The following is a 22,892-nucleotide window of genomic DNA, read 5'->3' as shown; positions in this document are numbered from 1 at the left end:
ATAGCAGATCAACTAAAAATACTAATTCTTGGTTTGCAACCCGGCTATAGAGCGCTGCATTTGCGCCATCATGCTGGTAAGGCTTTCCATAGTCGGCTCAGGTGTAGGCTCGGGTAACTGAGTAGATAAAAATGCCTTTGCTTTCCATATCTCCAATATATCTTCGCCGCTTATTTCGTACGGATCATACACCTGGTTGTCAGATATTAGCTTCAGCTTTTTATTCTCCTTAAACTTGTTACCTGCGCGCTTGTAAACAATTCCCTCAGTTTTAGAAACTACTATATAGGTTTCACCCGCTTTTACATCGGCCCAGTTCTCCAGGTACTCCGCTATTATAACAGAACCGGATGGAAGCGGCAGCATAGAATCACCTTTGATCTCGAAAGCACGGAAAGTGCCATTTTTAAACATGGGCAGATAAAATTTAGGCAGGGCGGCAACATATTCCGGATCGGCATACCCGTTAAGATACCCTGCACTCGCTTTCACTGGTACCATTTCTATGTTTTCATTATCCTCTTTATCTACCGAAATACTTAGCACCCTAAGGTTTGCTGGGTTGCCTTTTGGCTTGGGTGCCCATTTTTCATCTATAGTTTCATTGATAAAATCATCAATCGATATGTCAAAAAATAATGCTAATGATTTTAGTAGTTCATACTTTGGTTCAGCACGTTCTTCTTCGTAAGCCCCTACTAAAGAACGTTTTATGCCTACCTGATCGGCGAACTGCTGTTGTGTTAATCCCTTCTTTTTGCGAAGAAATTTAATATTTGATGAAATTTTTGACATAAAAATTTGCTTTTGCTAAAATAGTTAGTATTTTTATGCTCATAAAATTAGTAATTATTTTTTAAACCGGCAAAATTTTTTATCAAATGAAGAGGTTTGTTTATATCATCACCGACAGGAACCGTAAGAACTTACACGTAGGAATGTGCACAGACCTGCTGAAAACCATTAAGTTCTACAGCGAAATGCCGACGTTATTTTTTGATAGCGCGCAGCAACTAAACCGATTGGTTTATTTTGAAGAGATTAATACCGAGGAGCAGGCCATGGAGCGCTTTAAACAAGTGAGCACTTATACCAGGCCGCAAAAAGAGAAAATGATAAGGGCGGTTAATACCGACTGGGTGGATCTTACAATAGGTTTAAACTACGAAAGCGGGGTAAAAACAAGGCCATCCGCTTTTTACGGACGGCCTTCTATTCAACCTTCGCGCAGGCTGGTTACTTTTTAATAAACTTTAATGCGCCGGAGTTCATGCAGTAACGTTTGCCGCCGCGGTTGGCGGGGCCGTCGTCAAACACATGTCCAAGGTGCAAACCTGTGCTTTTCTCAATTACTTCATCGCGGGACAGGCCATAGCTGTTATCGCGTACTATTTCTACTTTACTTGGGTCAACCGGCTTTACAAAGCTTGGCCAGCCTGTTCCGCTGTCAAACTTATCGTCAGATGTAAACAAAACTTCGCCGGTAGCAGCGCTTACGTAAACACCTTTTTCGTGGTTGTTGTAATAAGCGTTTTTATAAGGTGGCTCTGTGCCGCTCTCCACCATTATATTGTACTGGTTTGGCGTTAGCGTTTTTTTCCACTCTGCAGCAGGTTTACTTTTTGGCCTGTTGGCCTGTTGTTTTTTTGCTTGTCCGTTTGTATTCTCACAGCTGATAAGCCCAAAAATGCTTACCATGAGTACGGCTAAAATTAACTTTTTCATTTATTTTCCTGATTGATGATGGACGCTGGTGTCCGATGTTATTAAGTTACGAATTCGATGTCGATCCGATTGTCATGAATTGGTCGTTTAATCGTACAATTCCTTACACTGCGTTAGAATCTTTAAAATAAAAAAGGATCAGCGTTAGCCGATCTCCAATTTACTTACATAAAGAGGTTACCAGCCCGGCGCGAAGGTTAAACCGAATACCGGTTTTTTAACATCGGTACGATTGAACGGAAATGCGTAGTATGGCTCCAGTACAAAATACCCGAAGAAGTTTACCCTTAGTGATATACCTGCACTTAATGCAGGAACACGGCTGTATACTGCACTTACCGCCTGGTTGCCCGTTGCGGGATCTATTACAGGCGCTCCGTTTTGGTCAACCACTGGAGCAACCCTTAGCAACTCCGGGTTGGTTTTAAATTGTACCTTATCACCTTTGTTCCAAGCCAAACCTGCATCAAAAAATATATTAAGGTCAGAGAATAAGAATTTAGATTTTATAACAGAAAGCTTCTCCGGACCTGTAAACGGTAACCTCATCTCAAAGTTTGCTACTGCAATACGGCTTCCTGAGAGTTGATCGATAGTAAAGTTGTTAGTTCCAACACGTTCTGAGTTGTAAAAGCTTTGCGCTTCGTAACCTCGTATCAGGAACGGGTAACCAACAAACAGGGGATAAAGTCCTCTCGCCTCATCACCCAAACGACCATAACCATATAACCTTGCGGCAAAGGTTACGGGTTGTACACGCACATATTTACGCAGATCTATAGTAGGTGCAAAAAACTTGTATGTACCCAGATTGTATTGAGCTTCTATACGGTAGCGGTAACCATTTAGCGGCGCAGCTATACCAAAGTCTGAGTTATCGCCAACCAGAGCCGTGCTTACCTGGTAGGTTGTAAAAGGAACAAGGTCATAGCCGGTTTCGCCCCTGAATTGTTCGCGCGAGATCTTATGTTTTTCGAAGTCTATGGCGTTATATACAACTCCTGTAGAATCATAAGGGTAGTAGGTACTGTACCTGTCTACCCGGTAGCTATAACGCGAGGCGCCTGTACCAAGTTCCACACGTGTAGAACGGGATATAGGGTAGGAGGTAAATAATTGGAAAGCGTCTTCAAACGTCCTAATAATATCGGTGTGCTGGTCCAGCACATTAACGGTTTGACCGTTGTACTGCCTAGTGGTTTGGCTTACGCCGTAGGTGCCGGATTGATAAGGTATATGAGAGGCGCCAACGCCAAAGTTCCAGCGGCCTTGCTGATTGATGTAAACTACTTGTCCGCCAAAGTCATATACCTCGCCGTTCACCGCCGCACCCGCATAAATTTGGTTGCGGCCAAGTATATCGCTGAAAACGCCCTGTACACCGCTTGACAACCCTGTACCATAAGAACCTACTGAAGCTCCGATACCATTACTTGCCAGATAATCCATTTTGAACTTAGGCTTATAAGCAATGCTAGTGATAGAATCTGTAGAGATCTTAGGATACGCCAGGTAATTATTCAGATTAGAATTTATCAAATCTACACCCACAGCACGTGTTGGCGGCAGCATTGCTACTTCGAAATTGGTTGCTCCTGGATCAACCACCACAGGTTTAAACTCCGACGCTTTTGCGTTATAGATGCTGTATTTTTGTGCACGGTAGTAAGAATACACCACATCGTCATTGGCAGATACGCTTAGCGCGGGAGAATACTCGGTAATACCGCAAATGCCGGTGAACAAATCTGTCATCTGCTCTAGCTTTCCGGTTGACAAAGTGTAGCGGTACATATTGCGGAAGCCATCGCGGTTGCTCAGGAAAAATACCTGCGTACCATCGGCAGAGTAAATAGGGTTGAGGTTATTGGCGTGGTTGAAAACGTTAATGTCTGTTACCTTACCGCTTGCGAGGTCAAGTTCTGCCAAATTAAAGGTAATCTCCTGCGATAGTACTTTATCATAAGTTGTACGATCGCTGCTGAAGATGATCTTTCTGCCATCCCTGGAGAAGCTTGGCTGATAATCAGAAAATTTATCATTGGTAAGTTGTCTTACAGACTTCGTATCGAAATTATACATGTACAGATCGCTTTGCCCTTCTGATAAGCCCTGGAAAGCAATATTTTTGCCGTCCGGAGACCAGGTGAGGTTGCTAAACTGCTCAGCCTTGCCCATGGATATATCATTCAGGATTCGCCCATCCGGCACAGATACCACGAGCATGCGGTTACGTCCTTTACTGAATACGCTGAATGCAAACCGTTTCCCGTCCGGTGACCATGCACCAGCCGATTCTATAAAGTTAAACTCATCAACATGCGAATTTGCCGTTTTACTGGTCAGCCTTGTTATTATCCGCCCCGTTCGTGCATCAGACAGATAAAGGTCGATACTGAACAAGCTTTTGGACGACAGAAAGGCAATGTACTTGCCATCGGGGCTTACAGCGGGCGCTACGGTCAGGTCGCCGCCTACCTTGTCATCTATTACCCTTAAACCTACAGGTTTTTGTACGGTATCTTTAAGGTAAGGTTTGTAGGTGTTCTCAATGGAGTTTTTCCACAGACGCGAGAGCGTTTTATGATCATACCCAAAAGTTCGCCTTATGCCATATTCCAACCCAAAACGAGCCGTGTTCTTAAAGAATGGAACTATAATAGTATCGCCGTAAGTGGAACCTAGAAACGACCAAAACGCTTCTCCATACCTATATGGGAAATATTTACTGCTGTTGGTTAGTGCTTCTACAGTCGGGATGTCGTGGTTGAGGTAAGCGTCCCGCATCCACATTGCGGTATACGCGTCCTTTTTACCTATGGACAGATACTCTGCCATACCTTCAATCATCCATAAAGGCAAGTTGCCGATATTTTCAAAACTGGATGAATCGTGACCAAGTAAAGTGTGGTATTGGAAAGCATGTACCAACTCGTGACCAAGCACGTGGCGGGTGGTTTGGTTAGTCTCCATAAATGGCATCACAACCCTGTTCTTAAGGCCTTCCGTAACACCGCCCGTACCAACGCCTATCTCGCCATCTATAGCTGTAGTTTGCTGAAAATCGGGGTGATTGGCGTATACAATTATAGGGTTTGGCTTGTTAAAGGTGTCCCTGAAAACTTGTTGGTGTAACGTGTACCAAAGCTCGCTTTCCTGGGCAAAGCGCTTAAGTAAGCTGTCGTTTTTAATGTAATAGTAAATCTCGAAGTGAGGCGTTTTATAAACCTTGAACTTGAGGTTTTTGTAGCGGACCTTATTTTGCCCGAAATATTGTGCTTTGGCTTGCTGATGGTTAAACAGCAATGCCGTAACCATACAAAGTAAAATAACAGGAAGTTTAATACTGAGGGAGTAGCGTTTATTCATAAGCTATTACAATACGTACTAATATAATTAAAGGATGCTTGTATAAGCATCCTTATTCTAGTTATTTGTTACCTGGCGGCGGATTGTTCTCAGGGGCTTCTTCGGTTGCCGGGGCCTGTATAACGGTCGATGTGTCCACAGGCATTTGAGTGCTGTCGGTCGATGCGGTATCCGCCTCAGCGTAATGCGGCGTAGGGCACATGTACTCCTTGGTGATCTTCACCCAGGGTTTAGGAAACGGCCCATAGCTATAGCCGGTTTTTGCATCTGCGTAAACCTTTTCCATAAACTCGCCAAAGATTGGCAGCGCCGTATGCGATCCTTCGCCTGTTTCCGAGGTGGTGAAGTGTACACTGCGGTCATCAGCGCCAACCCATATACCTGTGACCAGGTCTTTTGTTATACCCATATACCATCCATCAACGTAATCGCTTGAGGTGCCGGTTTTGCCGCCTATCTGGTTATCCTTCTTCCATAAACCAGGGTATTCCCAAAGCGCCTGTGATGTACCGCCAGGTTCTTCCATACCGCCGCGGAACATATAAAGCATCAGCCATGCCGTTTCAGGGCTCAGCACTTGTTCTTCTTTCAAGTCAAACTGTTGGATCAGTTCGCCGCGCTGGTCAGTAATTTTGGTTACCAGTAAGGGGTCAACCTTTTTTCCCTTATTCAAAAATGTGCTATAGGCTCTCACCATCTCGTACACCGAAACATCATTAGATCCTAATGACACTGATGGTACAGATTTTAGCGGACTTTCGATACCCAGTTTATGTGCATATTGAACAATTTTGTCCCAACCAACACGCTCGGTAAGCTGTGCTGTAATAGAGTTTACTGATTTTCCCATAGCCCAGCGCAGTGTCATTTCTCGGTACGAGAAGTGAAAGTCAGCATTGTTGGGCTCCCATATATCATCTTTTCCCTCGTCTTTAAATTTGATGCTCACCGGCTTATCAGTAAACTTGTCGCAAGGGGTAAAGCCATTATCCAAAGCAGTAACATAGGCGAACGGCTTGAAAGTAGAGCCCGCCTGGCGCTTTGCCTGGTTTACGTGGTCGTAATTAAAGTATTGATGATCGATACCGCCAACCCATACCTTTATTTTACCTGTAGATGGTTCCATTGTCATCATACCGGTATTCAGGATCTTGGTGTAATACTTAATCGAATCTGCGCTGGAGAAGGTGGTATCCTGATCACCCTTCCAGGTGAACACGGTCATGCGCTTTTTGGCATTAAAGTACTTGTTGATCTCTACGGTATCGCCTTTGTACTTTTTGGTCAGCAGCTTATATATAGGTAAGCGTTGCTCTGCTTTCAGCAGGAAGTCTTTTATCTCAACGCCTTTGCTGTCGCGCCAGGGGTTTTTATTGCCCCAAAGGTTATTGAAGCGGCGTTGCAGCATTTTCATCTTATCAGCAACAGCCTCTTCAGCATATTGCTGTAGTTTGCTGTCGATAGTAGTATAAATCTTCAGGCCGTCTTCGTACAGGTCATAGTTGTTGTCCTTGCACCATTTGTCAAGCCATTTTTCAACTGCACGGCGTATGTAAGAATCGCCTTGTCCGCTGTTGTCCACATAGCTAAGATCGAGCGCCAGGGGCTGCTTGCTATAATTGTCGTACTCGGGTTTTTTTAGAAAGTTGTATTTTAACATTTGTCCCAGCACAATGTTGCGGCGGTCTAAAGCGCGATCAGGATGAGTAACCGGGTTGTAGGTAGATGTGGCCTTTAGCATGCCCACCAGTGTTGCGGACTGCGCTGGTGTAACCTTGTTAGGAGTGGTGTTAAAGTACTTTAAAGTTGCCGTTTTAATACCGTATGAATTGTTGCCAAACGGAACGGTGTTAAAGTACATGGTGAGGATCTGCTCCTTGCTGTAAACGTGTTCTATTTTAAATGCGGTAAGCCACTCTTTAAACTTGAACACTACAGTACGCAGTATGGGTACATGCCTTATTACACCCTGAGATTTACGCTTACGCGTATTAAAAAGGTTTTTGGCTAATTGTTGGGTGATGGTACTTGCACCGCGCCTATCGCCTTTGGCGGTAGAGAGCATGCCCGTCATAAAGCCATAGAAGTCTACCCCGTGATGCTTGTAAAAGCGGGCGTCTTCTGTTGCTACAAGCGCATTTATCAGGTTAGGGGATATGCCTTTATAATCTACAGGGGAACGGTTTTCTTTATAAAAGCGGCCGATTAGTTTGCCATCAGCCGTGTAAACCTCTGATGAGAGGGAGAGCACAGGCGTTTTTATATCGTTCATGTCCGGCGAGTAGCCGAAGAGCCATAAAAAGTTTAACTCAATGGCACAGAAAAAGATAATAACAAAATATATAAAGATGATCAGATATCTGAGGAACCGGTTTCTTATACTGCTGAACATTGGGTAAATATGGAAATTTATGCCGCTAAATCATAACTGCACCGATAAAAATAAACAACGCAATTTTAACAAGTAAATTTTAAGGAGCAGGGTGCAGTTTAAATTATTTTTCGCCATCATTTAACGTGTAGTATAATCAGGGCTAAAAAATGAGAAACTATTTGTAGTTAAACGGCATTAAGTATCTAAATGAAACACATCGCCCCAGTTATTTTGATGATAAGTTTGTTTTCGCTACCTGCCTTTGCACAAAAAAGCGAAAAGCTGATAGAAGTGGCATCTTTCGGCCAGAATCAGCCAATCGGTGTAACGGTTGCGCCATCAAGCAACCGCCTGTTTGTCTCCTTTCCGCACCGCGAGCCTTTTTTGTACGGGCTTACAGAGATCATTGACGGCAAACGAGTGCCTTATCCCGACACCTCATGGAACCATTATGTACCTGATAATCCGGACGCTCACTTCGTTAATGTACAGGATTTGTATGCTGATGACCGTAACTGTTTATGGGTGCTTGATTCTGCACCGGCCGGCGGTGCTGCTGTAATAGGGAATTCAAAATCAAAGCAAGGGCAATTTAAGCTGATGAAGATAAGCCTTGATGACAATGCTGTGAAGCGCATTTACACCTTTGATGATCTGCCTAAAGATAAAAGTGCACTCAACGACGTCTGTGTAGACAATAGCCGTGAGCTGGCTTACTTATCTGACCCCGGTTTGCACGCTATAATTGTGTTGGACCTGAATACAGGTAAGAGCCGGGTAGTGCTGCAGGACGATAAAGCAACCCTGGCGGAGCCTGGCTTTAAGCTGCATCTGGATGGCAAAGATGTGGTTGACGAAAAGGGAAACGCGTTCGTATCTAATGTAAACGGTATAGCGCTCAGCCGCGACTACAAATACTTTTATTTTCGCGCCATCAATCAAACCAAACTTTACAGAATAACAACAGACCTGCTGGCTAACACAAAATTATCAGATGCAGTTCTGTCCGGAAAAGTTGAGCTGGTTGCGGAAACGGGCATTTGCCACGGTATGATAAGCGATCAGTTAGGGAATATTTACTTGAGCGATTCACCAAATCATGCTATTCAATATCTTTCCCCGGATAAAAAGCTGCATATGCTGGTACAGGATGACCGTAATATTTGGCCGGATTCATTTGGTATTGGCAATGATGGTTACCTGTACTTTAGCGCGTCGCAAATGAACCGGTTACCCAAATACAACGGGGGAGAAGATAAGGTGGCTTATCCATTTAGAGTATACAAGGTTAAGCTGCCACAGTAATGATCATGCTTTAACCTGGCTGTCGGCTAAACGGCATACACGCTCCAGTTCTTTCAAGCGTTTACGCTGCCCGGGCCTGGGGTTTATAAATCTGCGTACACTCTTAACCAATTTAAAAGCGTCCTCGTAAGTAGCACCGGCTTTTATAAGGTATGCAATAGCCATAGTAGGCCCACGGCCAAGCCCTTGCCGGCAATGCACATACACCTTGCCGCCTGCTTTTATTTCGTTCTCTATAAAACTTGCACCTTTCATCAGCATATCCAGCTCAGGCGGGGTATTATCTATTGTAGGCAGGTGCAGGTATTTAAAACCTTCATACTGTGCTTCAGTATAAACCGAATGGATACGCATGTTTACTATAGCGGTTACCCCAAGTGCTTTAAGCTTTTTCAAGCCAACTAAATTATACTGGCTACCAAGAAAAAGATTGGCTGTGATCTGGCTGCGTTTAAGGTTAGGCAAACCGAATATATACCGGTGCATAATGTCGATCATCTTTTCCAAAAAGATTACGACAATAAGCCACGTGCTCTTAACTTTTTCCAGCATCTATTTGTTCTTTTGAGATGGTACCAGCACCTTCAGCGCTTTAGGTAGTAGCTTTATTTCAATCTTTTCTGCCTTTTCTTCGCAGTCGTCGCATATATACGGGGTAGGTTTGTTTAACAGGATGATTACTTCCTTCGCCCTCCAGTGTTTTACTACATCAGTATCTATGTTCAGGAAAGCTGTACCTGCAGCCTGCAATAACGAGAGCGGATCGGCGCTGGTGAGCAGTACAACATCCAGCCATCCGTCAAATATACTAATGCCTTCAACCAGGCTGGTGTCTCCAAAACCCATATTACCGGCGTTTGTCACGGTTAATGATACGCCTTTTTCCATTATCTCTTTTCCGTCTACGGTCATATTGTAGCTTACCGGTTCGGCGGCAGCAGCAGTTTTAGCCGCAGTTACACCATATGCTACCTGGCCTATCTTGCTTTTTAAAGCAGGATCGGCGTTTATGATCATGTCTGCCATGATGCCGAGATTAATTCGCAGCAGGAACGAGTCCCCGTTGGCTTCGCCCATGTCCATCTCTGCAACTTTATATTTCCCTGTTACAATAATATCTATGGCCTCTTTAGCATCCTGGGGGATGCCCAGTTCTTTAGACATGACATTTGCCGTGCCACCCGGAATAATGCCCATAGGGGTAGGAGTGCCCTGCAATGCCCTGGCAACTTTAGTTATACTGCCATCGCCCCCGTAAACAACTACTATATCTGTTTTACCCACCAGCTTTTTGGCTGTATTATAAATATCGTCCTCACGGGTGGTAACCGTTACTTGCCAGGCAATTTTGGTGTCCTTTATGGCACTGTTGATATAACTAAGGATGGGTTCTTCTTTACCGGAAGCGGGATTGATAATAAAGTGAATGTTTTTAGGCTGCATATCCTCCCAGTTTCAAATATCATTCCACATAAGTAACATAGGGGATAAGATAACGTAAATTTAATTTCAATAAATTTTGAAAGTTCAATAAAGTATTTTTATATTTGTACATGCATTCACCACAATGCATTTATTTTTAAATTGTTCTTTCATTTTTTACTGAAAATTAAATTACTCACTTAAACTTCAATCGTCATGAATTACTTCATCCTAACCTACTTTGTTTATTTATTAGCCAGCATTTTGCTAACTGTTTGGGTAGCCAAGGTACTTTTCAAGAACGGGCGTATCTTCCTGGTCGACATTTTCCACGGCAACACCGACCTCGCCGACAGCGTGAACAAACTCCTGGTAGTTGGTTTTTATCTTGTCAACATCGGCTACATGAGCCTGGCGTTAAAGGAGACCAACATTATCCTTAATACGCAAATGGTGATAGAGGTACTGAGCTATAAAGTAGGGTGGATCATATTAATTCTTGGCGGTATGCACTTCCTTAACCTTATTATCTTTTTTAAACTGAGGAACAGGGCTCAACATACTTTAACAGTGGCACAACGCATGCAAACCATTAGCCATGAAAACCTTAAATAACCACATCATTCTTTACGATGCCGAGTGCCCCATGTGCCAGGCTTACACAAAAGCGTTCACCCGCAGCGGTATGCTTGATGCCAACGGCAGGGCCAGTTACCAGCAAATGCCTGCAGAGGTTTGCCCCATGGTTGACCGGCAGCGTGCAGTGAACGAGATAGCTTTGGTTGACACCCGCACCGGTGAAGTTAGTTATGGGGTAGACAGTTTGTTTAAGGTTATCGGCAACAGTGTACCATTTTTAAAACCACTGTTTTCATTTGCTCCGTTCATTTGGATCATGAAAAAGGTTTACGCCTTTATATCCTACAACCGCAGGGTAATTATACCTGCAACCCATGCACAGGATGGCATACAGCCCGCCTTTAAACTGGGGTACCGTTTGTTTTATTTGTTGTTTACATGGTTAATAGTGGGCAGTATACTTACGGTATACGCCCATTACTTAACCCCTTTAGTACCCCTTGGCGACACATTGCGGGAATACTATGTCTGTGGCGGGCAGATCATCTTTCAGGGTATAATTATCAGCCTGTATGCGCCTGCCAAACGCTGGGACTACCTGGGTAACATGATGACCATCTCTTTCGCAGGTGCGTTATTGCTGCTGCCAGTAATACTCGTAGCTAAACTACTGGGCTTATCTGCACTTATATGTACCTTATGCTTTTTAGCAGTGGCCGGGCTCATGTTTTTAGAGCATATCCGCCGTACAAAACTAATGCAGCTAGGCTGGCTGCTCACTATTAGTTGGGTAGTGTATCGTTTGGCGCTGCTGGCTATTATTTTAAACTAAACAGATATGAAATACCATAAGATAGTACTCGCAGGAGGTAACGGTTATCTGGGTACCGTGCTTGCTCACTATTACAAGCCCTTGGCAACCGAAGTTATTTTGCTGAGCCGCAAACCGGCGTCAACAGACAGCAATGTCAGGACGATGGTGTGGGACGCAGTTAATGAAGGTGACTGGACCGCTATACTGGAGGGCGCCGACATGCTGATTAACCTGTGTGGTAAAAACGTTAACTGCAGGTATACCGAAAAGAACAAAGCAGAGATCGTCCGCTCACGGGTGGTGCCAACTACATTGTTAGGGAAGGTGATTGGCAAACTTGCTAATCCACCCAAGGTATGGATCAACCTGGCTTCATCTACCATTTACCGCCACGCCGAAGACCATGCGCAGGATGAGGCAACCGGCGAGATAGGCACCGGGTTTTCTATAGAAGTTTGTAAACAATGGGAAAAGGCATTTTTTAATACTAATACGCCAAACACCCGCAAAGTGGCGCTCCGGCATGCAATTGCACTGGGCAGGGGCGATGGCGCGTTTCCGCGGTTGTTTAACCTTGCAAAATTTGGGCTTGGCGGCAAACAGGGCGACGGGGAACAATATGTATCATGGATACATGAGCACGATACTGCACGCGTAACAGCACACATATTTGATCATCCCGAACTAGATGGTGTGATTAACTGCGCTGCTCCGGAGGCAATAAAGAACAAGGACCTGATGCGGATTATCCGCAAAGCTTACGGAATACCATTTGGATTACCGGCACCGCAGTGGCTGCTTGAAATAGGGATGTTCATCATCGGTTCAGAAACAGAACTGGTGCTGAAAAGCCGGTGGGTAGCGCCGACAAGGCTGTTACAAAGTGGCTATGTGTTCACCTACAGTAAGGCAGAACACGCTGTTCACGATCTGTTAAGCCTGCGCGTGTAGCTGACTCACCCCGGCAACGCTACGCTGGCCGACCCTCTCTCCGCTTTGCGGAAAGAGGGTTTAGAACAAGAACATAAAAACAAGCGACCCGCTGACAGCACCCCCTCTTTCCGCAATAGGGGAGAGAGGGGCAGGGGGTGAGTAAACTAAAAACTAATACAATGTCTATTATCAAATTAACCACCAACATAAATTCTCCTGCAGATATCTGCTTTGATCTTTCCCGGAGCATAGATCTTCACCTGAATTCTATGCAGCATACAGGAGAGCGTGCCGTAGCAGGCAAGCTATTCGGACACATGGAACTAAATGATCAGGTAACCTGGGAAGCGAGGCATTTTGGAATAAAGTTCAGGATGACGATCAGAATTAGTGAGATGAAGTGGCCCGAGTACTTTATTGATGAAATAGTAAAAGGCCCGTTCAAGTTGTTGCGTCACCTGCATACTTTCGAAAGGGTAGTGCAACTGTCATGAGCGACGAATTCATTTTCAGATCACCTTTCGGCTGGGTGGGTAAAATAGTCGATAAATTCCTGCTGGAGCCATACATGCGTAAGCTGCTTACGAAACGAAATGACGTGATAAAACATGCTGCCGAAACGCAGGCAAAATTTATGGAAGAGGCCGAAAAGGCAATTGCATGAGTAAATCTATAAACCGGGACGTAATTAAAATGCGTCCCTTAAAATAATAGTTACAAGTAGGTTATCTGTTAGATAAAGAACCGATCCTCCGTATGTTCCTCTATAACCTGTAGCTCATCACCCACGCTTAGTTTTCCGTCCCCCAGGTATACAAGGTTTTGCCCGAAATAGATTTTATTGTTTCTGAGCCGGTACTTGGCCAGAGTTTTTAAGGGTTCTTTGCCTTTAATGCCCGATGTCTGGTCTACCGTCGTCATTACACACCGGGCGCAAAGCTTCACACCAAAAAGGTCGATGTTGTTTATGCGGATGTGCTTCATGGTATCTTCGCTGTAAGGCTCACCTCCTGTAAACACAATATTGGGCCGGAAGCGATCCATGGGCAGCGGCTCGTCTAAGCGTTTGTTTAAGTCGTCAAGCGAACTCTGCCCGATAATAAGCATAGGATAGGCATCAGAAAAGGACGTAACGGTACCTTCGTTGGTATACCGCAGGTCTGTTTGTCGCAAGCTATCATCCGGCATGTGAACCAATCTGCAGTTTATGCCCAATTTATTGCTGAACCATTTATCCAGTTCTTCGCTCACCAATTGCCCTTTGCAGGTGTCGTCCCAGATGGTTACATCAATGGTGGCCTGTGTTACAGGTTCGAAAGGAATGACAATAGAAGCTTCATCCGGCGTGTAAGTTACCTTTACTCCCTCAGCAACCAGGCTGGCTTTTAGCAAGGCCATTTGTATGTTCTCGCGTTGGGACAGAAAGCGATTGTTCTCGTCAATCAGCATCCATCGGCGATCGTGCTGTAAGCCCCGGTCGGTGAGCACGGCTGAGTTTACCTTAACACCACCTAATGATTTAATGGGATAGATGTATAGATCGCTAACGTTAAGCATGCAGTAAAAATAATTTTTTGCATCGATTTAATATCAACAATAATAAATGTTAATAATACGGTTGTTTTATTGGCTGTTAATTGATAGTATTGTTTAACCAATTACATCTTTTCTAGCCAATCCTATACTTATGACTGCACCAAATCTTAATCTTAGGGCTAAGGCCGGTAACACGTACGACGCTATTGTTGTAGGCTCGGGCATCAGCGGAGGTTGGGCTGCCAAAGAACTCAGCGAGCGCGGTTTAAAAACATTGATGCTGGAGCGCGGCCGAAACTTCGAACACATTAAAGATTACAAAACAGCTCAGGACAATCCCTGGGATTTCCCGCATCGACGGGTACCAACCCAGGAACAGCGTAAGCAACGGCCTGTAATATCCCGTGGGTGGGGAGCAGTGGAACCTATAATGGATTACTGGACGGACGAACAAGCCGCCCCATATACCGAAATAAAGCCTTTCAACTGGTGGCGGTCATACCAGATGGGTGGAAGGTCTATCCTTTGGGGCAGGCAAAGTTACCGCTGGAGCGATCATGATTTTGAAGCTAATGCCAAGGATGGCTGGGCCATAGATTGGCCTATCCGCTACAAAGACCTGGCTATATGGTACGATCATGTAGAAAAATTTGCCGGCATAAGTGGGTCTTTAGAAGGGCTTTCGCAACTGCCTGACGGCCACTTTTTGCCGCCTATGGATCTGAACTGCGTAGAGAAGGACGTAGCGGCAAGCATTAAAAAGAAATTTGGCAGGCACATGATTATCGGCAGGGTAGCACATGTTACAGCGCCGATACCGGGCCGTACGAGTTGCCAGTATCGCAACAGGTGCTGGGAAGGTTGCCCGTTTGGCGGGTACTTTAGTACACAATCATCTACATTGCCGGCGGCGCTTGCTACCGGTAACCTTACTGTACGGCCGCAATCTATAGTTACTCGGGTTATTTATGATAAGAACACCAAACGGGCGACAGGAGTGGAGGTGCTTGATGCAGAAACCAATAAAACTTATGAGTACTATGCTAAAGTAGTTTTCCTGAACGCCTCTGCGCTTAACAGCGCCTGGGTACTGATGAATAGCGCTACTGATGTTTGGCAGGACGGGCTGGGCAGCAGCAGCGGGGAGTTAGGCCATAACATTATGGATCACCATTATAACCTGGGTGCCAGTGGCACTGTAGACGGCTATGAAGATAAATATTATTACGGACGCCGGCCCAATGGCGTATACGTAGTACGTTTTGCCAATTTATTTGACGATAAGCGCGATTACCTGCGTGGCTTTGGTTATCAGGGTGGTGCGAGCAGGCAGGGGTGGTCAAGGGAGATTGCGGAGTACAGCGTAGGTGGCAAGTATAAAGATGCCCTCGCCGAACCGGGCGAATGGCAGATAGGTATTGGTGGTTTTGGAGAACTGCTGCCGTACCATGAGAATAAGATCACTCTTGATAAGAACCGCAAAGACAAGTGGGGCTTACCTGTGCTGGCTATGGATGCCGAAATAAAAGACAATGAGCGCAAAATGCGGATAGATATTGTTAAGGAAGCTAAGGCAATGCTGGAAGCAGCCGGTGTAAAGAATATAGAAACGCATGACACCGGCCATAATGTTGGTGATGGCATCCACGAGATGGGCACCGCGCGTATGGGGCTCGACCCAAAAACATCTGTACTGAACAAACATAACCAGGTGTGGGATGCTCCAAATGTTTTTGTAACTGATGGTGCCTGCATGACCTCGTCTGCCTGTCAGAACCCCTCACTAACTTACATGGCACTAACTGCCCGTGCCGCTAACTTTGCCGCTGATGAGCTAAAAAAAGGTGCTATTTAAATATACTTAGCACGGCTCCTTTTAAAAGCAAAAACCACACTTAAAAAAATGTGGTTTTTGAAGGTTTTGCTCATGCATTTCAAACACGAATTTAGACGCTGCGCTATCTGCAGTACGCAGCCAATTGCTCGTTTGCACCAGGCGTACCAAGTTGTGATGCCTTGTTGAGGTCCGCACAGCCACCGGTTTTATCACCTGATTGTGCTTTGGTTACCCCACGGTTAAGATAGGCCAAGCCATTTTTTGAGTCCATCAGAATAACTGCAGAAAAGTCTTTAATAGCTAAGGGCCAGTGTTTTAAGTTCATGTTTGTTACGCCGCGTGCCAGGATGACTTCGGCGCTCCTGGGTTCAAGTTTCAGGGCGGTATTTAGGTCTTTTCGCATAGCGAGGGTGTCGCCTAAAGCGCTTTCAGCGACTGCTTTGCCGGCGTAAGCTTTAGTATTGTTCTGATTGAGTAACAGCGTGTTAATGTAATCATACTGAGCGCCCAAGTATTCCTTTTTAGCCATTTTTAGCTCTGCCCGGGCGAGGTAACCCTCATCATTGGTTTCGTTAAGAGAGATGCCTTTGTTGATGTCCTTAAGGGCTTCATCATACTTTTGCAGCGCTACCAGGCTGTTGCCGCGATTAACGTAAGCCTCTGAAGATGATGGTGAAAGCTTAACAGCAAGGTCGTGGTCTGCCATTGCGCCGGTGAGATCTCCCAGTTTGCTTTTTGCCACACCGCGCCAGCTATAAAAGTTGATGTTCTTGGCATTTACCTGCAAGCCGTTGTCAAAAAGTTTTACGGCTTCAGCATATCTGCCGCTGGCAATCAGCGCTTTACCGTAAGCAATGTATAATTCGTTGTTTTGCGGAGTTGACTCGATAGCGGCTTTAAAATCAGCAAGACTACCTTCAACATCCCCGCTTTTCATCCTTGCCCTAGCCCGGTGCAGCAGTGCATCCGGATTACGGGAGTCTATACCTAATGATTTTGTATACAACGCGATAGCACCCGCATAATCGCGCTGTGAGGCTTTTATGTCTCCGCTGCCTACGTAAGCGTAGGATGCCTTTGGCTCCATTTTAATGGTGGTCGCAAAGTCGGCAAGTGCGCCGGTGGTGTCATTCAGTTCTATTTTGGCTTTAGCGCGGGACAGATACCCGTAAGCATTTTTCGGATTGATTTTTATAGCGGTATCCGCGTCAGCAAGTGCTTCTTTGAAATCCTTCATCGATATTCTGATGTCCGCACGGTTCTGGTAAGCCTCATCAAACTTAGGGTTCATCCTTACAGCAGCTGAAAGATCATCAAGCGCTTCCTGTTTCTCTCCGGCGTTGTTTTTTGCGATACCCCGCCCAAGGTATAAATCTGCTTTTTTAGGGCTTTGCTCTATAGCTTTGTCAAAAAACTCGATTGCACCTTTGCTATCATCTGCATTGCTTGATGCACTTGCGAGGTATTGGTACAACTGGGGCATTTGCGGATTAAGTTCGATAACTTTCTTGTAATCTGCTATCGCACCTTTATAATCGCGGAGATTTACTTTAGCGTTGCCACGGTAAAACCATGCTTCGGCATTTTCAGGCTTTAATCTTATAGATTCATTGTAATCAGCTATCGCACCTTTGTGATCGCCCATATTGCCCTTTGAGTTGGCCCGGTAAAATATCAGGTCGGCATCGTTCGGCAGCAGCTTCGCAGCAATGTCCATATCAGCAATTGCACCTTTATTGTCTCTAAGGTTTGCTTTTGCAACGCCACGGTATTTATAAAGCTCTCCAAACTGTGGGTTAAGCGATATAGCTTTAGTAAAATCATCAACAGAACCCTGGTAATCCTTCAGGTTGCTTTTTGCGTTTGCACGATAATGCCACGCGTCAAGCAGCCGTGGGTCTAGTTGAATGGCTTTTGTAAAATCTGCAACGGCGCTGGTGTAGTCGGCAAGGTTGCTGTAGGCATTAGCGCGGTAAAGGTACGCGCGTGCCACAGCAGGGTTCAGCTGAATAGATTTGCTGAAATCTGCAATGGCTTCTTTATAGTCTTTCATGTTAGCCTTCGTGTTACCGCTGGTGAGGTAATCGCTGGCAGATTGAGCCATGCACATGGCCGGGAAAAGCAACAGAACAAAAAGTAATTTCTTCATTAAACTAGTTTACCAAACGTCCCTAAGATACGTAAAAACAGAAATATGGTTTAGTAAATGCCCAATTTTGGGCTGTTTTAAGCTATAGTTTAATACAACTAAAAGCTATGGTTACAATGTTGAGCAATAAGAACATTGTACTTGGCACGGGCTGATTAAACAAAAACGGCGAAGGATAATATCCTTCGCCGTTTTTCATTTATATGCATAGTTAAAACAACATTTCAGGGGGAGGAGTAACACCTTTAAGCCTTAAGTAAGGTGTAGTTTGGCCGCGATGGTGAGTTTGATGCTCGAAACCTTTTGCCAGCATCTGGCCTTTGCTGGCTTTCATATCTTTGCCCATTGGCAGCGTAACCACTTCGGCAAACTGAGCTTCGGTCATTCCCCGTATGGCGGCTATAGCAAAATCGTAGCTATCCAGCACCGCTTTAGTGGTGGCCTCTTTTGTTTGGGCGACCGTTTTTTCTAACGATACATTTTTGCCCAGCGGGCTTTCTTTGCCACTTGCTACACCTACAAAAAAGTAGTTGGCATCGGCAAGGTGCAACATTTGGCCCGCAAAGCTGCGTACCTCTGGTGTAGCTTTAAAAGCGTAACCATCTACAGGCATTGCGTCCAAATAGGCTTTGGTGTAATTTTTAGCGCGTGTCCACTCGGTCACTATCTGGTCTTTTGTTAACTGCGCAAATGCTGATACGCATGTAAAGGCCATAACGGCAACTAACAGTAATGTTTTTTTCATGATGGGTTTAATTTAGTGCTGCTAAGGTAAGCATTTGCTGCTCCTTAGATGGATTTATAAAAATAGCTGTTATGTTATCTCATATAAATTATCTGCTTTGGCAAAAAGATCATCGTTCTCGGGCAGGTTATTAACCATACAATTGAACAAAGCTATACCATAAAGCATCCTTTTACGCTCCGGATCAAGGTTGGCGTCGTCCAAGTCCTGCCTCCAGTCTGCTTCAGGATAACGCTCCCTGTAACGTTTCTCATAGGTTTCAAAAAGGTTCCAAAGCGTCGAGTGATCAAGCCAGTGCGGTAAGGCATAAGCACCGCTAACACTATGAACTTTTTCCCTCATCAGGATATCTGCTTCGCTTGGTTTTCCAAAATAAAAGAAAAAGTACACCCAGGCAGCTATCATCCCCGCCGTTAATAAGAGCAGCAAATAGGTAAACGGTTCATCAAAACGAAGGTAATTTAGTTGGTCAAAGATCAGGTACAGTAGGCCTGCCGCGAAGAGCCCGGAAAACAGACGAGCGTAAACTGCTACTACACTTTTGGTTTGCATGGAAATATCTATTCCTTGCCGCTTACGCCACTCAGAGCCTGTGACGAACATAGACCCAACCGGAAACAATGGGATAAACAAGATGTAAAAGAATTTGGATTCAATCCAATGGCCTTTGTGATCGGCTATTTTGCCGTAAAAGCCGGTTCCGAAATTGATAAGCATAGGTTGTTATTAATTGCCTAAATATAAATCAGATTTATGATTTAACACCTATCAAAATCAACTAAATTGGAGTTAAGCGTTGTAGTTAACGCCTCGCCAACATTAAAGATATAAACTTAACGTTAGCATAAACAAGTTTATACAAATAGGCCGCCGTTAGTGTTCACAGCGGCCTATTTCTATATATTATTAGAAAGATTATTCTCCCCGCTTCAAACCGAATTTTTCTATTTTACTGTAAAGATGACTGCGCTGAATATCAATATCATCGGCAGTTTTAGATACATTCCAGTTGTTCTTTTCCAGTTTAAATTTGATGTACTCGCGCTCAGCAAAGTCCTTATATTCCTGGAAGTTGGTAAACTGATCGAAATCTGTCTGCGGGGCAGGGGCAGCGGCTGTGGCAGCAACAGGTGCGGATGGATTTGCAAAGGATTTTACGTCACCATCAGTAATCGTTTTATCGCTTAATATAATTAAACGTTCTACCATGTTGCGCAGCTCGCGGATGTTACCTGTCCATGGCAATGCCTTTAAGGCTTCCAGCGCAGCGTCTGATATTTTCTTGGTAGGCATGCCGTACTCGTTGCATATCTCCTCCAAAAAAGCTTGTGTTAGCAATGCAATGTCATCCCGCCGTTCTACCAATGGCGGTACATGTATCAGTATCACACTTAAACGGTGGTAAAGGTCCATACGGAAGTTACCGGCTTCAATCTCCTTTAACAGGTCTTTATTGGTTGCCGCTACTACGCGTACATCAACATCTATCTCTTTTTCGCCACCTACACGGGTTATTTTGCTTTCCTGTAATGCACGCAGAACTTTTGCCTGGGCAGACTGGCTCATGTCGCCAATCTCATCCAAAAACAATGTACCACCGTTTGCAGACTCGAATTTACCGATACGCTGCTTGATAGCTGATGTAAACGAGCCTTTTTCGTGACCAAACAGTTCACTTTCAATAAGTTCTGAAGGGATAGCGGCACAGTTTACCTCTATTATAGGTCCATTGCTGCGATTGCTTTTCTCGTGCAGCCAGCGTGCAACCAGCTCCTTACCGCTACCATTGGCACCGGTAACCAGTACGCGGGCGTCAGTAGGGCCTACACGTTCTATAGTTTCTTTAATTTTAATGATTGCCTGAGATTCGCCGAGAATAGGGCGAACTTTGGATACCTTACGTTTTAAAACCTTAGCCTCAACAACCAGGCTACCGCGGTCAAGGGCATTACGTACGGTTATGAGCAAACGGTTCAGATCAGGCGGTTTTGATATAAAATCGAACGCGCCTTTTTTGCTGGCCTCAACGGCAGTTTCTACAGTGCCGTGGCCGGATATCATGATAAACGGAAGGTCCGGCTTAATGGAAAGTCCTTCAGTAAGTACTTCCATACCGTCCATCCGGTTCATCTTAATATCGCACAACACCAGGTCGTAGTCGTTCTTACGAATAAGTTCCAACCCGTCTACGCCGTTATCGATATCTTCTACTGTATAATCCTCGTATTCTAAAATTTCCCGGAGAGTGCTACGGATCGACCGCTCGTCATCAATTATTAAAATTTTTGCCATTAGCTGTTAAACTAGAAATAGGTAGTAATGTTTTGGTGCTAATATAAAAAATGTATAGAATATTAAACACTTTTATTCAGGAACAATCGACTCATCCGACGTGCTTTGCTCTCGATTCTTTCTCCGCTACGCGCAAAGGTGAAGCAGCAGACGAAAAAAGAGTTAAAAACCCTCTTTGCGTAGCAGAGAGGGCACGGGTGAGTCAACTTACCAATTGCACGCTCAGCATCGACTCACCCCGACCTTACTTCGCTCGTCGACCCTCTCTCCGCTGCGCGCAAAGAGGGTTAAAAAGCAGCAGACGAAAAAGGAGTTAAAACCTCTATTTTCTTATCAGAGAGGGGCAGGGGTCAAGTTAACTCACCAATAGCGCGCTCAGCATCGAATCACCTCAACGTTGCTGAATCGTCGACCTCTATGCGAGAATCGAAAAAAGGGGACTAAATTAATAGTAACGTTGCTCTCAGCTAGGCGAATGGAAGCTAAATAAAAAAGCCCCCTTCAAGAAGGGGGCCGTTCAGCCGCAAAATTATAAGCCGGGTTCTGTTCCCTTATTAAAAGGGCTTCTATCATTTATCTGGCCCTGCCGTTGCCGGCAGGTTCAAGCAACCTACCCATCCTGGCGTAGCTTTCGCTAAGGGAGCGAGCAGCTCCGCTTCCAGGACCTATTTGGTTTTTCAACTCCTGAGGTTTACCGCGATACCGGTCGCCCGGCAAAGCCGTGAGCTCTTACCTCACGTTTTCACCCTTACCCCGTGAGGGGCGGTATATTCTCTGTGGCACTTGCTGTCGCCCGCTGTGGGCGCCTTCCCGTTAGGAAGCAGGATGCTCTGTGTTGCCCGGACTTTCCTCCGCCTTGTTAGGGGCAGCGATAGAACGTTTTGCAATGACAAAGGTACGATGTCTGTATCAGAATTTACAGAATTTGAGAATTTACAAGATGTTGGTTACAAACGATCTTCTAAAATCTTGTAAATCCTATGAATTATTTCTGAAACTCAGGCTTTAACTCTGCCTTCATCGCCTTACGAAACTTCATAACCTTGGGCTCAGAAACACTGCTGATGTAGGGGTTATCGCCATGTATGCGGTAGTAGCCTTGATGATAGTTCTCCGCAATATAAAATGTTTTAAAAGGTACTACTTGTGTAACTATAGGGTTGCTGTAATGCTTTGTAGCATTTACCTTTTTAATGGTGTTCTCCAATGTTGCTTTTTCCTCGGCGTTGCGGTAAAACACGATAGAACGGTAATCAGTACCTACATCAGGTCCCTGGCGGTTTAACGTAGTAGGATCGTGTGCAAAAAAGAATGCTTCGGCTAATGTTGCATAGCTGATCAATTTAGGGTTGTAGTAGATTTGGACAACTTCCGCGTGGTTGGTTGTGCGGCTGCTTACATCTTCGTAAGTAGGGTTAGCGGTATTGCCCCCGGCGTAACCCGAAACTACTTTGTTAACACCTTTTAACTCACTCATAGCCTCGGCCATGCTCCAGAAACAACCTCCGCCAAATGTAGCTACTGCCTCGCCAGCGCCAGCTTTTGGAAGTGGTGCCATTGCGTTTTGGTTAGTCTTCGGTTGTCCGTTTGCGCAACCCACAAACAGGATAATAGATGCAAGATATAATGCTATTTTCTTCATGATCTTTTTTATAGTATTTGTATGAAGATACGACGAAACCTTACAAAGTGGTTGTCATTTGAGCGTAAACGTAGCATTGTATCAACGGGTTTTCAGGTGTCCCAACTTGTACATTTTTCGGGTGTCCCAGCGTAAAATTAAAAAGCCGTGTAATTTCGTTAATAAGCTGT

At 44.9% G+C, this 22,892-nt stretch carries 20 protein-coding genes and 1 other RNA gene; 8 read left to right on the top strand and 13 right to left on the bottom strand.

The window, feature by feature from the left end:
- Positions 1–21: 21 nt before the first annotated feature.
- The gene (locus AC59GT_RS08985; RefSeq protein WP_497237324.1) at positions 22–795 is read right to left on the bottom strand and encodes an XRE family transcriptional regulator; all 774 of its coding nucleotides are present in this window, start codon (positions 793–795) and stop codon (positions 22–24) included.
- A gap of 86 nt (positions 796–881) precedes the next feature.
- Here AC59GT_RS08985 and AC59GT_RS08980 point away from each other — a divergent pair, with 86 nt between their 5' ends.
- A complete protein-coding gene (locus tag AC59GT_RS08980) occupies positions 882–1,247 on the top strand; it encodes a GIY-YIG nuclease family protein (protein WP_117381466.1) in 366 nt (121 codons plus the stop codon).
- Here the strand turns inward: AC59GT_RS08980 and msrB are convergent.
- From msrB to AC59GT_RS08965, 3 genes are all read right to left on the bottom strand, one after another.
- Entirely contained in the window at positions 1,237–1,725 is a 489-nt protein-coding gene (msrB, locus tag AC59GT_RS08975) for a peptide-methionine (R)-S-oxide reductase MsrB (RefSeq protein WP_497237323.1), read from the bottom strand. The two genes, AC59GT_RS08980 and msrB, sit on opposite strands and share 11 nt — an antisense overlap.
- Positions 1,726–1,902: 177 nt before the next feature.
- Positions 1,903–5,094 (bottom strand): TolB family protein, encoded by a 3,192-nt coding sequence (locus tag AC59GT_RS08970; RefSeq protein ID WP_497237322.1) that lies wholly within the window; start codon positions 5,092–5,094, stop codon positions 1,903–1,905.
- 61 nt (positions 5,095–5,155) lie between these two features.
- Positions 5,156–7,486 (bottom strand): penicillin-binding protein 1A, encoded by a 2,331-nt coding sequence (locus tag AC59GT_RS08965; protein WP_497237321.1) that lies wholly within the window; start codon positions 7,484–7,486, stop codon positions 5,156–5,158.
- Positions 7,487–7,675: 189 nt separating this feature from the next.
- Here AC59GT_RS08965 and AC59GT_RS08960 point away from each other — a divergent pair, with 189 nt between their 5' ends.
- Entirely contained in the window at positions 7,676–8,773 is a 1,098-nt protein-coding gene (locus tag AC59GT_RS08960; RefSeq protein WP_497237320.1) for an L-dopachrome tautomerase-related protein, read from the top strand.
- A gap of 3 nt (positions 8,774–8,776) precedes the next feature.
- Here the strand turns inward: AC59GT_RS08960 and AC59GT_RS08955 are convergent, their stop codons facing one another.
- Both AC59GT_RS08955 and AC59GT_RS08950 read right to left on the bottom strand, forming a co-directional pair.
- Complete coding sequence (locus AC59GT_RS08955; RefSeq protein ID WP_497237319.1) at positions 8,777–9,325, bottom strand: dual specificity protein phosphatase family protein; 549 nt, start codon at positions 9,323–9,325, stop codon at positions 8,777–8,779.
- Positions 9,326–10,216, bottom strand: a complete 891-nt coding sequence (locus tag AC59GT_RS08950) for a diacylglycerol/lipid kinase family protein (protein WP_497237318.1) — start codon at positions 10,214–10,216, stop codon at positions 9,326–9,328.
- A gap of 195 nt (positions 10,217–10,411) precedes the next feature.
- On the opposite strand from AC59GT_RS08950, the gene AC59GT_RS08945 reads away from it, so the two are divergent.
- The 5 genes from AC59GT_RS08945 (at position 10,412) to AC59GT_RS08925 (ending at position 13,185) form a co-directional block, all read left to right on the top strand.
- Positions 10,412–10,810, top strand: coding sequence for a hypothetical protein (locus AC59GT_RS08945; RefSeq protein WP_497237317.1), 399 nt, complete (start codon positions 10,412–10,414; stop codon positions 10,808–10,810).
- The gene (locus AC59GT_RS08940; RefSeq protein WP_497237316.1) at positions 10,794–11,606 is read left to right on the top strand and encodes a DCC1-like thiol-disulfide oxidoreductase family protein; all 813 of its coding nucleotides are present in this window, start codon (positions 10,794–10,796) and stop codon (positions 11,604–11,606) included. The genes AC59GT_RS08945 and AC59GT_RS08940 overlap by 17 nt, the downstream gene beginning before the upstream one ends.
- 6 nt (positions 11,607–11,612) lie before the next feature.
- The gene (locus AC59GT_RS08935) at positions 11,613–12,539 is read left to right on the top strand and encodes a TIGR01777 family oxidoreductase (RefSeq protein WP_497237315.1); all 927 of its coding nucleotides are present in this window, start codon (positions 11,613–11,615) and stop codon (positions 12,537–12,539) included.
- 161 nt (positions 12,540–12,700) lie between these two features.
- Positions 12,701–13,015: an SRPBCC family protein gene (locus AC59GT_RS08930; RefSeq protein ID WP_497237314.1), complete on the top strand. Its 315-nt coding sequence runs from the start codon at positions 12,701–12,703 to the stop codon at positions 13,013–13,015.
- Positions 13,012–13,185 (top strand): hypothetical protein, encoded by a 174-nt coding sequence (locus AC59GT_RS08925; RefSeq protein ID WP_497237313.1) that lies wholly within the window; start codon positions 13,012–13,014, stop codon positions 13,183–13,185. The genes AC59GT_RS08930 and AC59GT_RS08925 overlap by 4 nt, the downstream gene beginning before the upstream one ends.
- A gap of 68 nt (positions 13,186–13,253) precedes the next feature.
- Here AC59GT_RS08925 and AC59GT_RS08920 read toward each other — a convergent pair whose 3' ends face one another.
- The gene (locus AC59GT_RS08920; RefSeq protein ID WP_497237312.1) at positions 13,254–14,078 is read right to left on the bottom strand and encodes an MOSC domain-containing protein; all 825 of its coding nucleotides are present in this window, start codon (positions 14,076–14,078) and stop codon (positions 13,254–13,256) included.
- A gap of 130 nt (positions 14,079–14,208) precedes the next feature.
- Here AC59GT_RS08920 and AC59GT_RS08915 point away from each other — a divergent pair, with 130 nt between their 5' ends.
- Positions 14,209–15,912 carry a GMC oxidoreductase gene (locus AC59GT_RS08915; RefSeq protein ID WP_497237311.1) on the top strand — a complete coding sequence of 568 codons (1,704 nt, stop codon included), beginning with the start codon at positions 14,209–14,211 and terminating at the stop codon, positions 15,910–15,912.
- Positions 15,913–16,015: 103 nt separating this feature from the next.
- Here AC59GT_RS08915 and AC59GT_RS08910 read toward each other — a convergent pair whose 3' ends face one another.
- The 6 genes from AC59GT_RS08910 to msrA all read right to left on the bottom strand — a co-directional run bounded on the left by AC59GT_RS08910 (position 16,016) and on the right by msrA (position 22,722).
- Positions 16,016–18,043: a tetratricopeptide repeat protein gene (locus AC59GT_RS08910; protein ID WP_497237310.1), complete on the bottom strand. Its 2,028-nt coding sequence runs from the start codon at positions 18,041–18,043 to the stop codon at positions 16,016–16,018.
- A gap of 211 nt (positions 18,044–18,254) precedes the next feature.
- Positions 18,255–18,788 (bottom strand): DinB family protein, encoded by a 534-nt coding sequence (locus AC59GT_RS08905; RefSeq protein WP_497237309.1) that lies wholly within the window; start codon positions 18,786–18,788, stop codon positions 18,255–18,257.
- A 69-nt stretch (positions 18,789–18,857) separates the two neighbouring features.
- Complete coding sequence (locus AC59GT_RS08900) at positions 18,858–19,505, bottom strand: hypothetical protein (protein WP_497237308.1); 648 nt, start codon at positions 19,503–19,505, stop codon at positions 18,858–18,860.
- A gap of 198 nt (positions 19,506–19,703) precedes the next feature.
- Complete coding sequence (locus AC59GT_RS08895; protein ID WP_497237307.1) at positions 19,704–21,080, bottom strand: sigma-54-dependent transcriptional regulator; 1,377 nt, start codon at positions 21,078–21,080, stop codon at positions 19,704–19,706.
- Between the two features lie 516 nt (positions 21,081–21,596).
- Positions 21,597–21,968: RNase P RNA component class A (gene rnpB, locus AC59GT_RS08890), an RNA gene on the bottom strand.
- 97 nt (positions 21,969–22,065) lie between these two features.
- Entirely contained in the window at positions 22,066–22,722 is a 657-nt protein-coding gene (gene msrA, locus AC59GT_RS08885; RefSeq protein ID WP_497237306.1) for a peptide-methionine (S)-S-oxide reductase MsrA, read from the bottom strand.
- Positions 22,723–22,892 lie beyond the last annotated feature (170 nt).

Source organism: Mucilaginibacter sp. 320_HR (assembly GCF_059691875.1).
The sequence above is the reverse complement of the archived record's forward strand: the minus strand, read 5'-3'. Positions and strand labels throughout refer to the sequence as shown.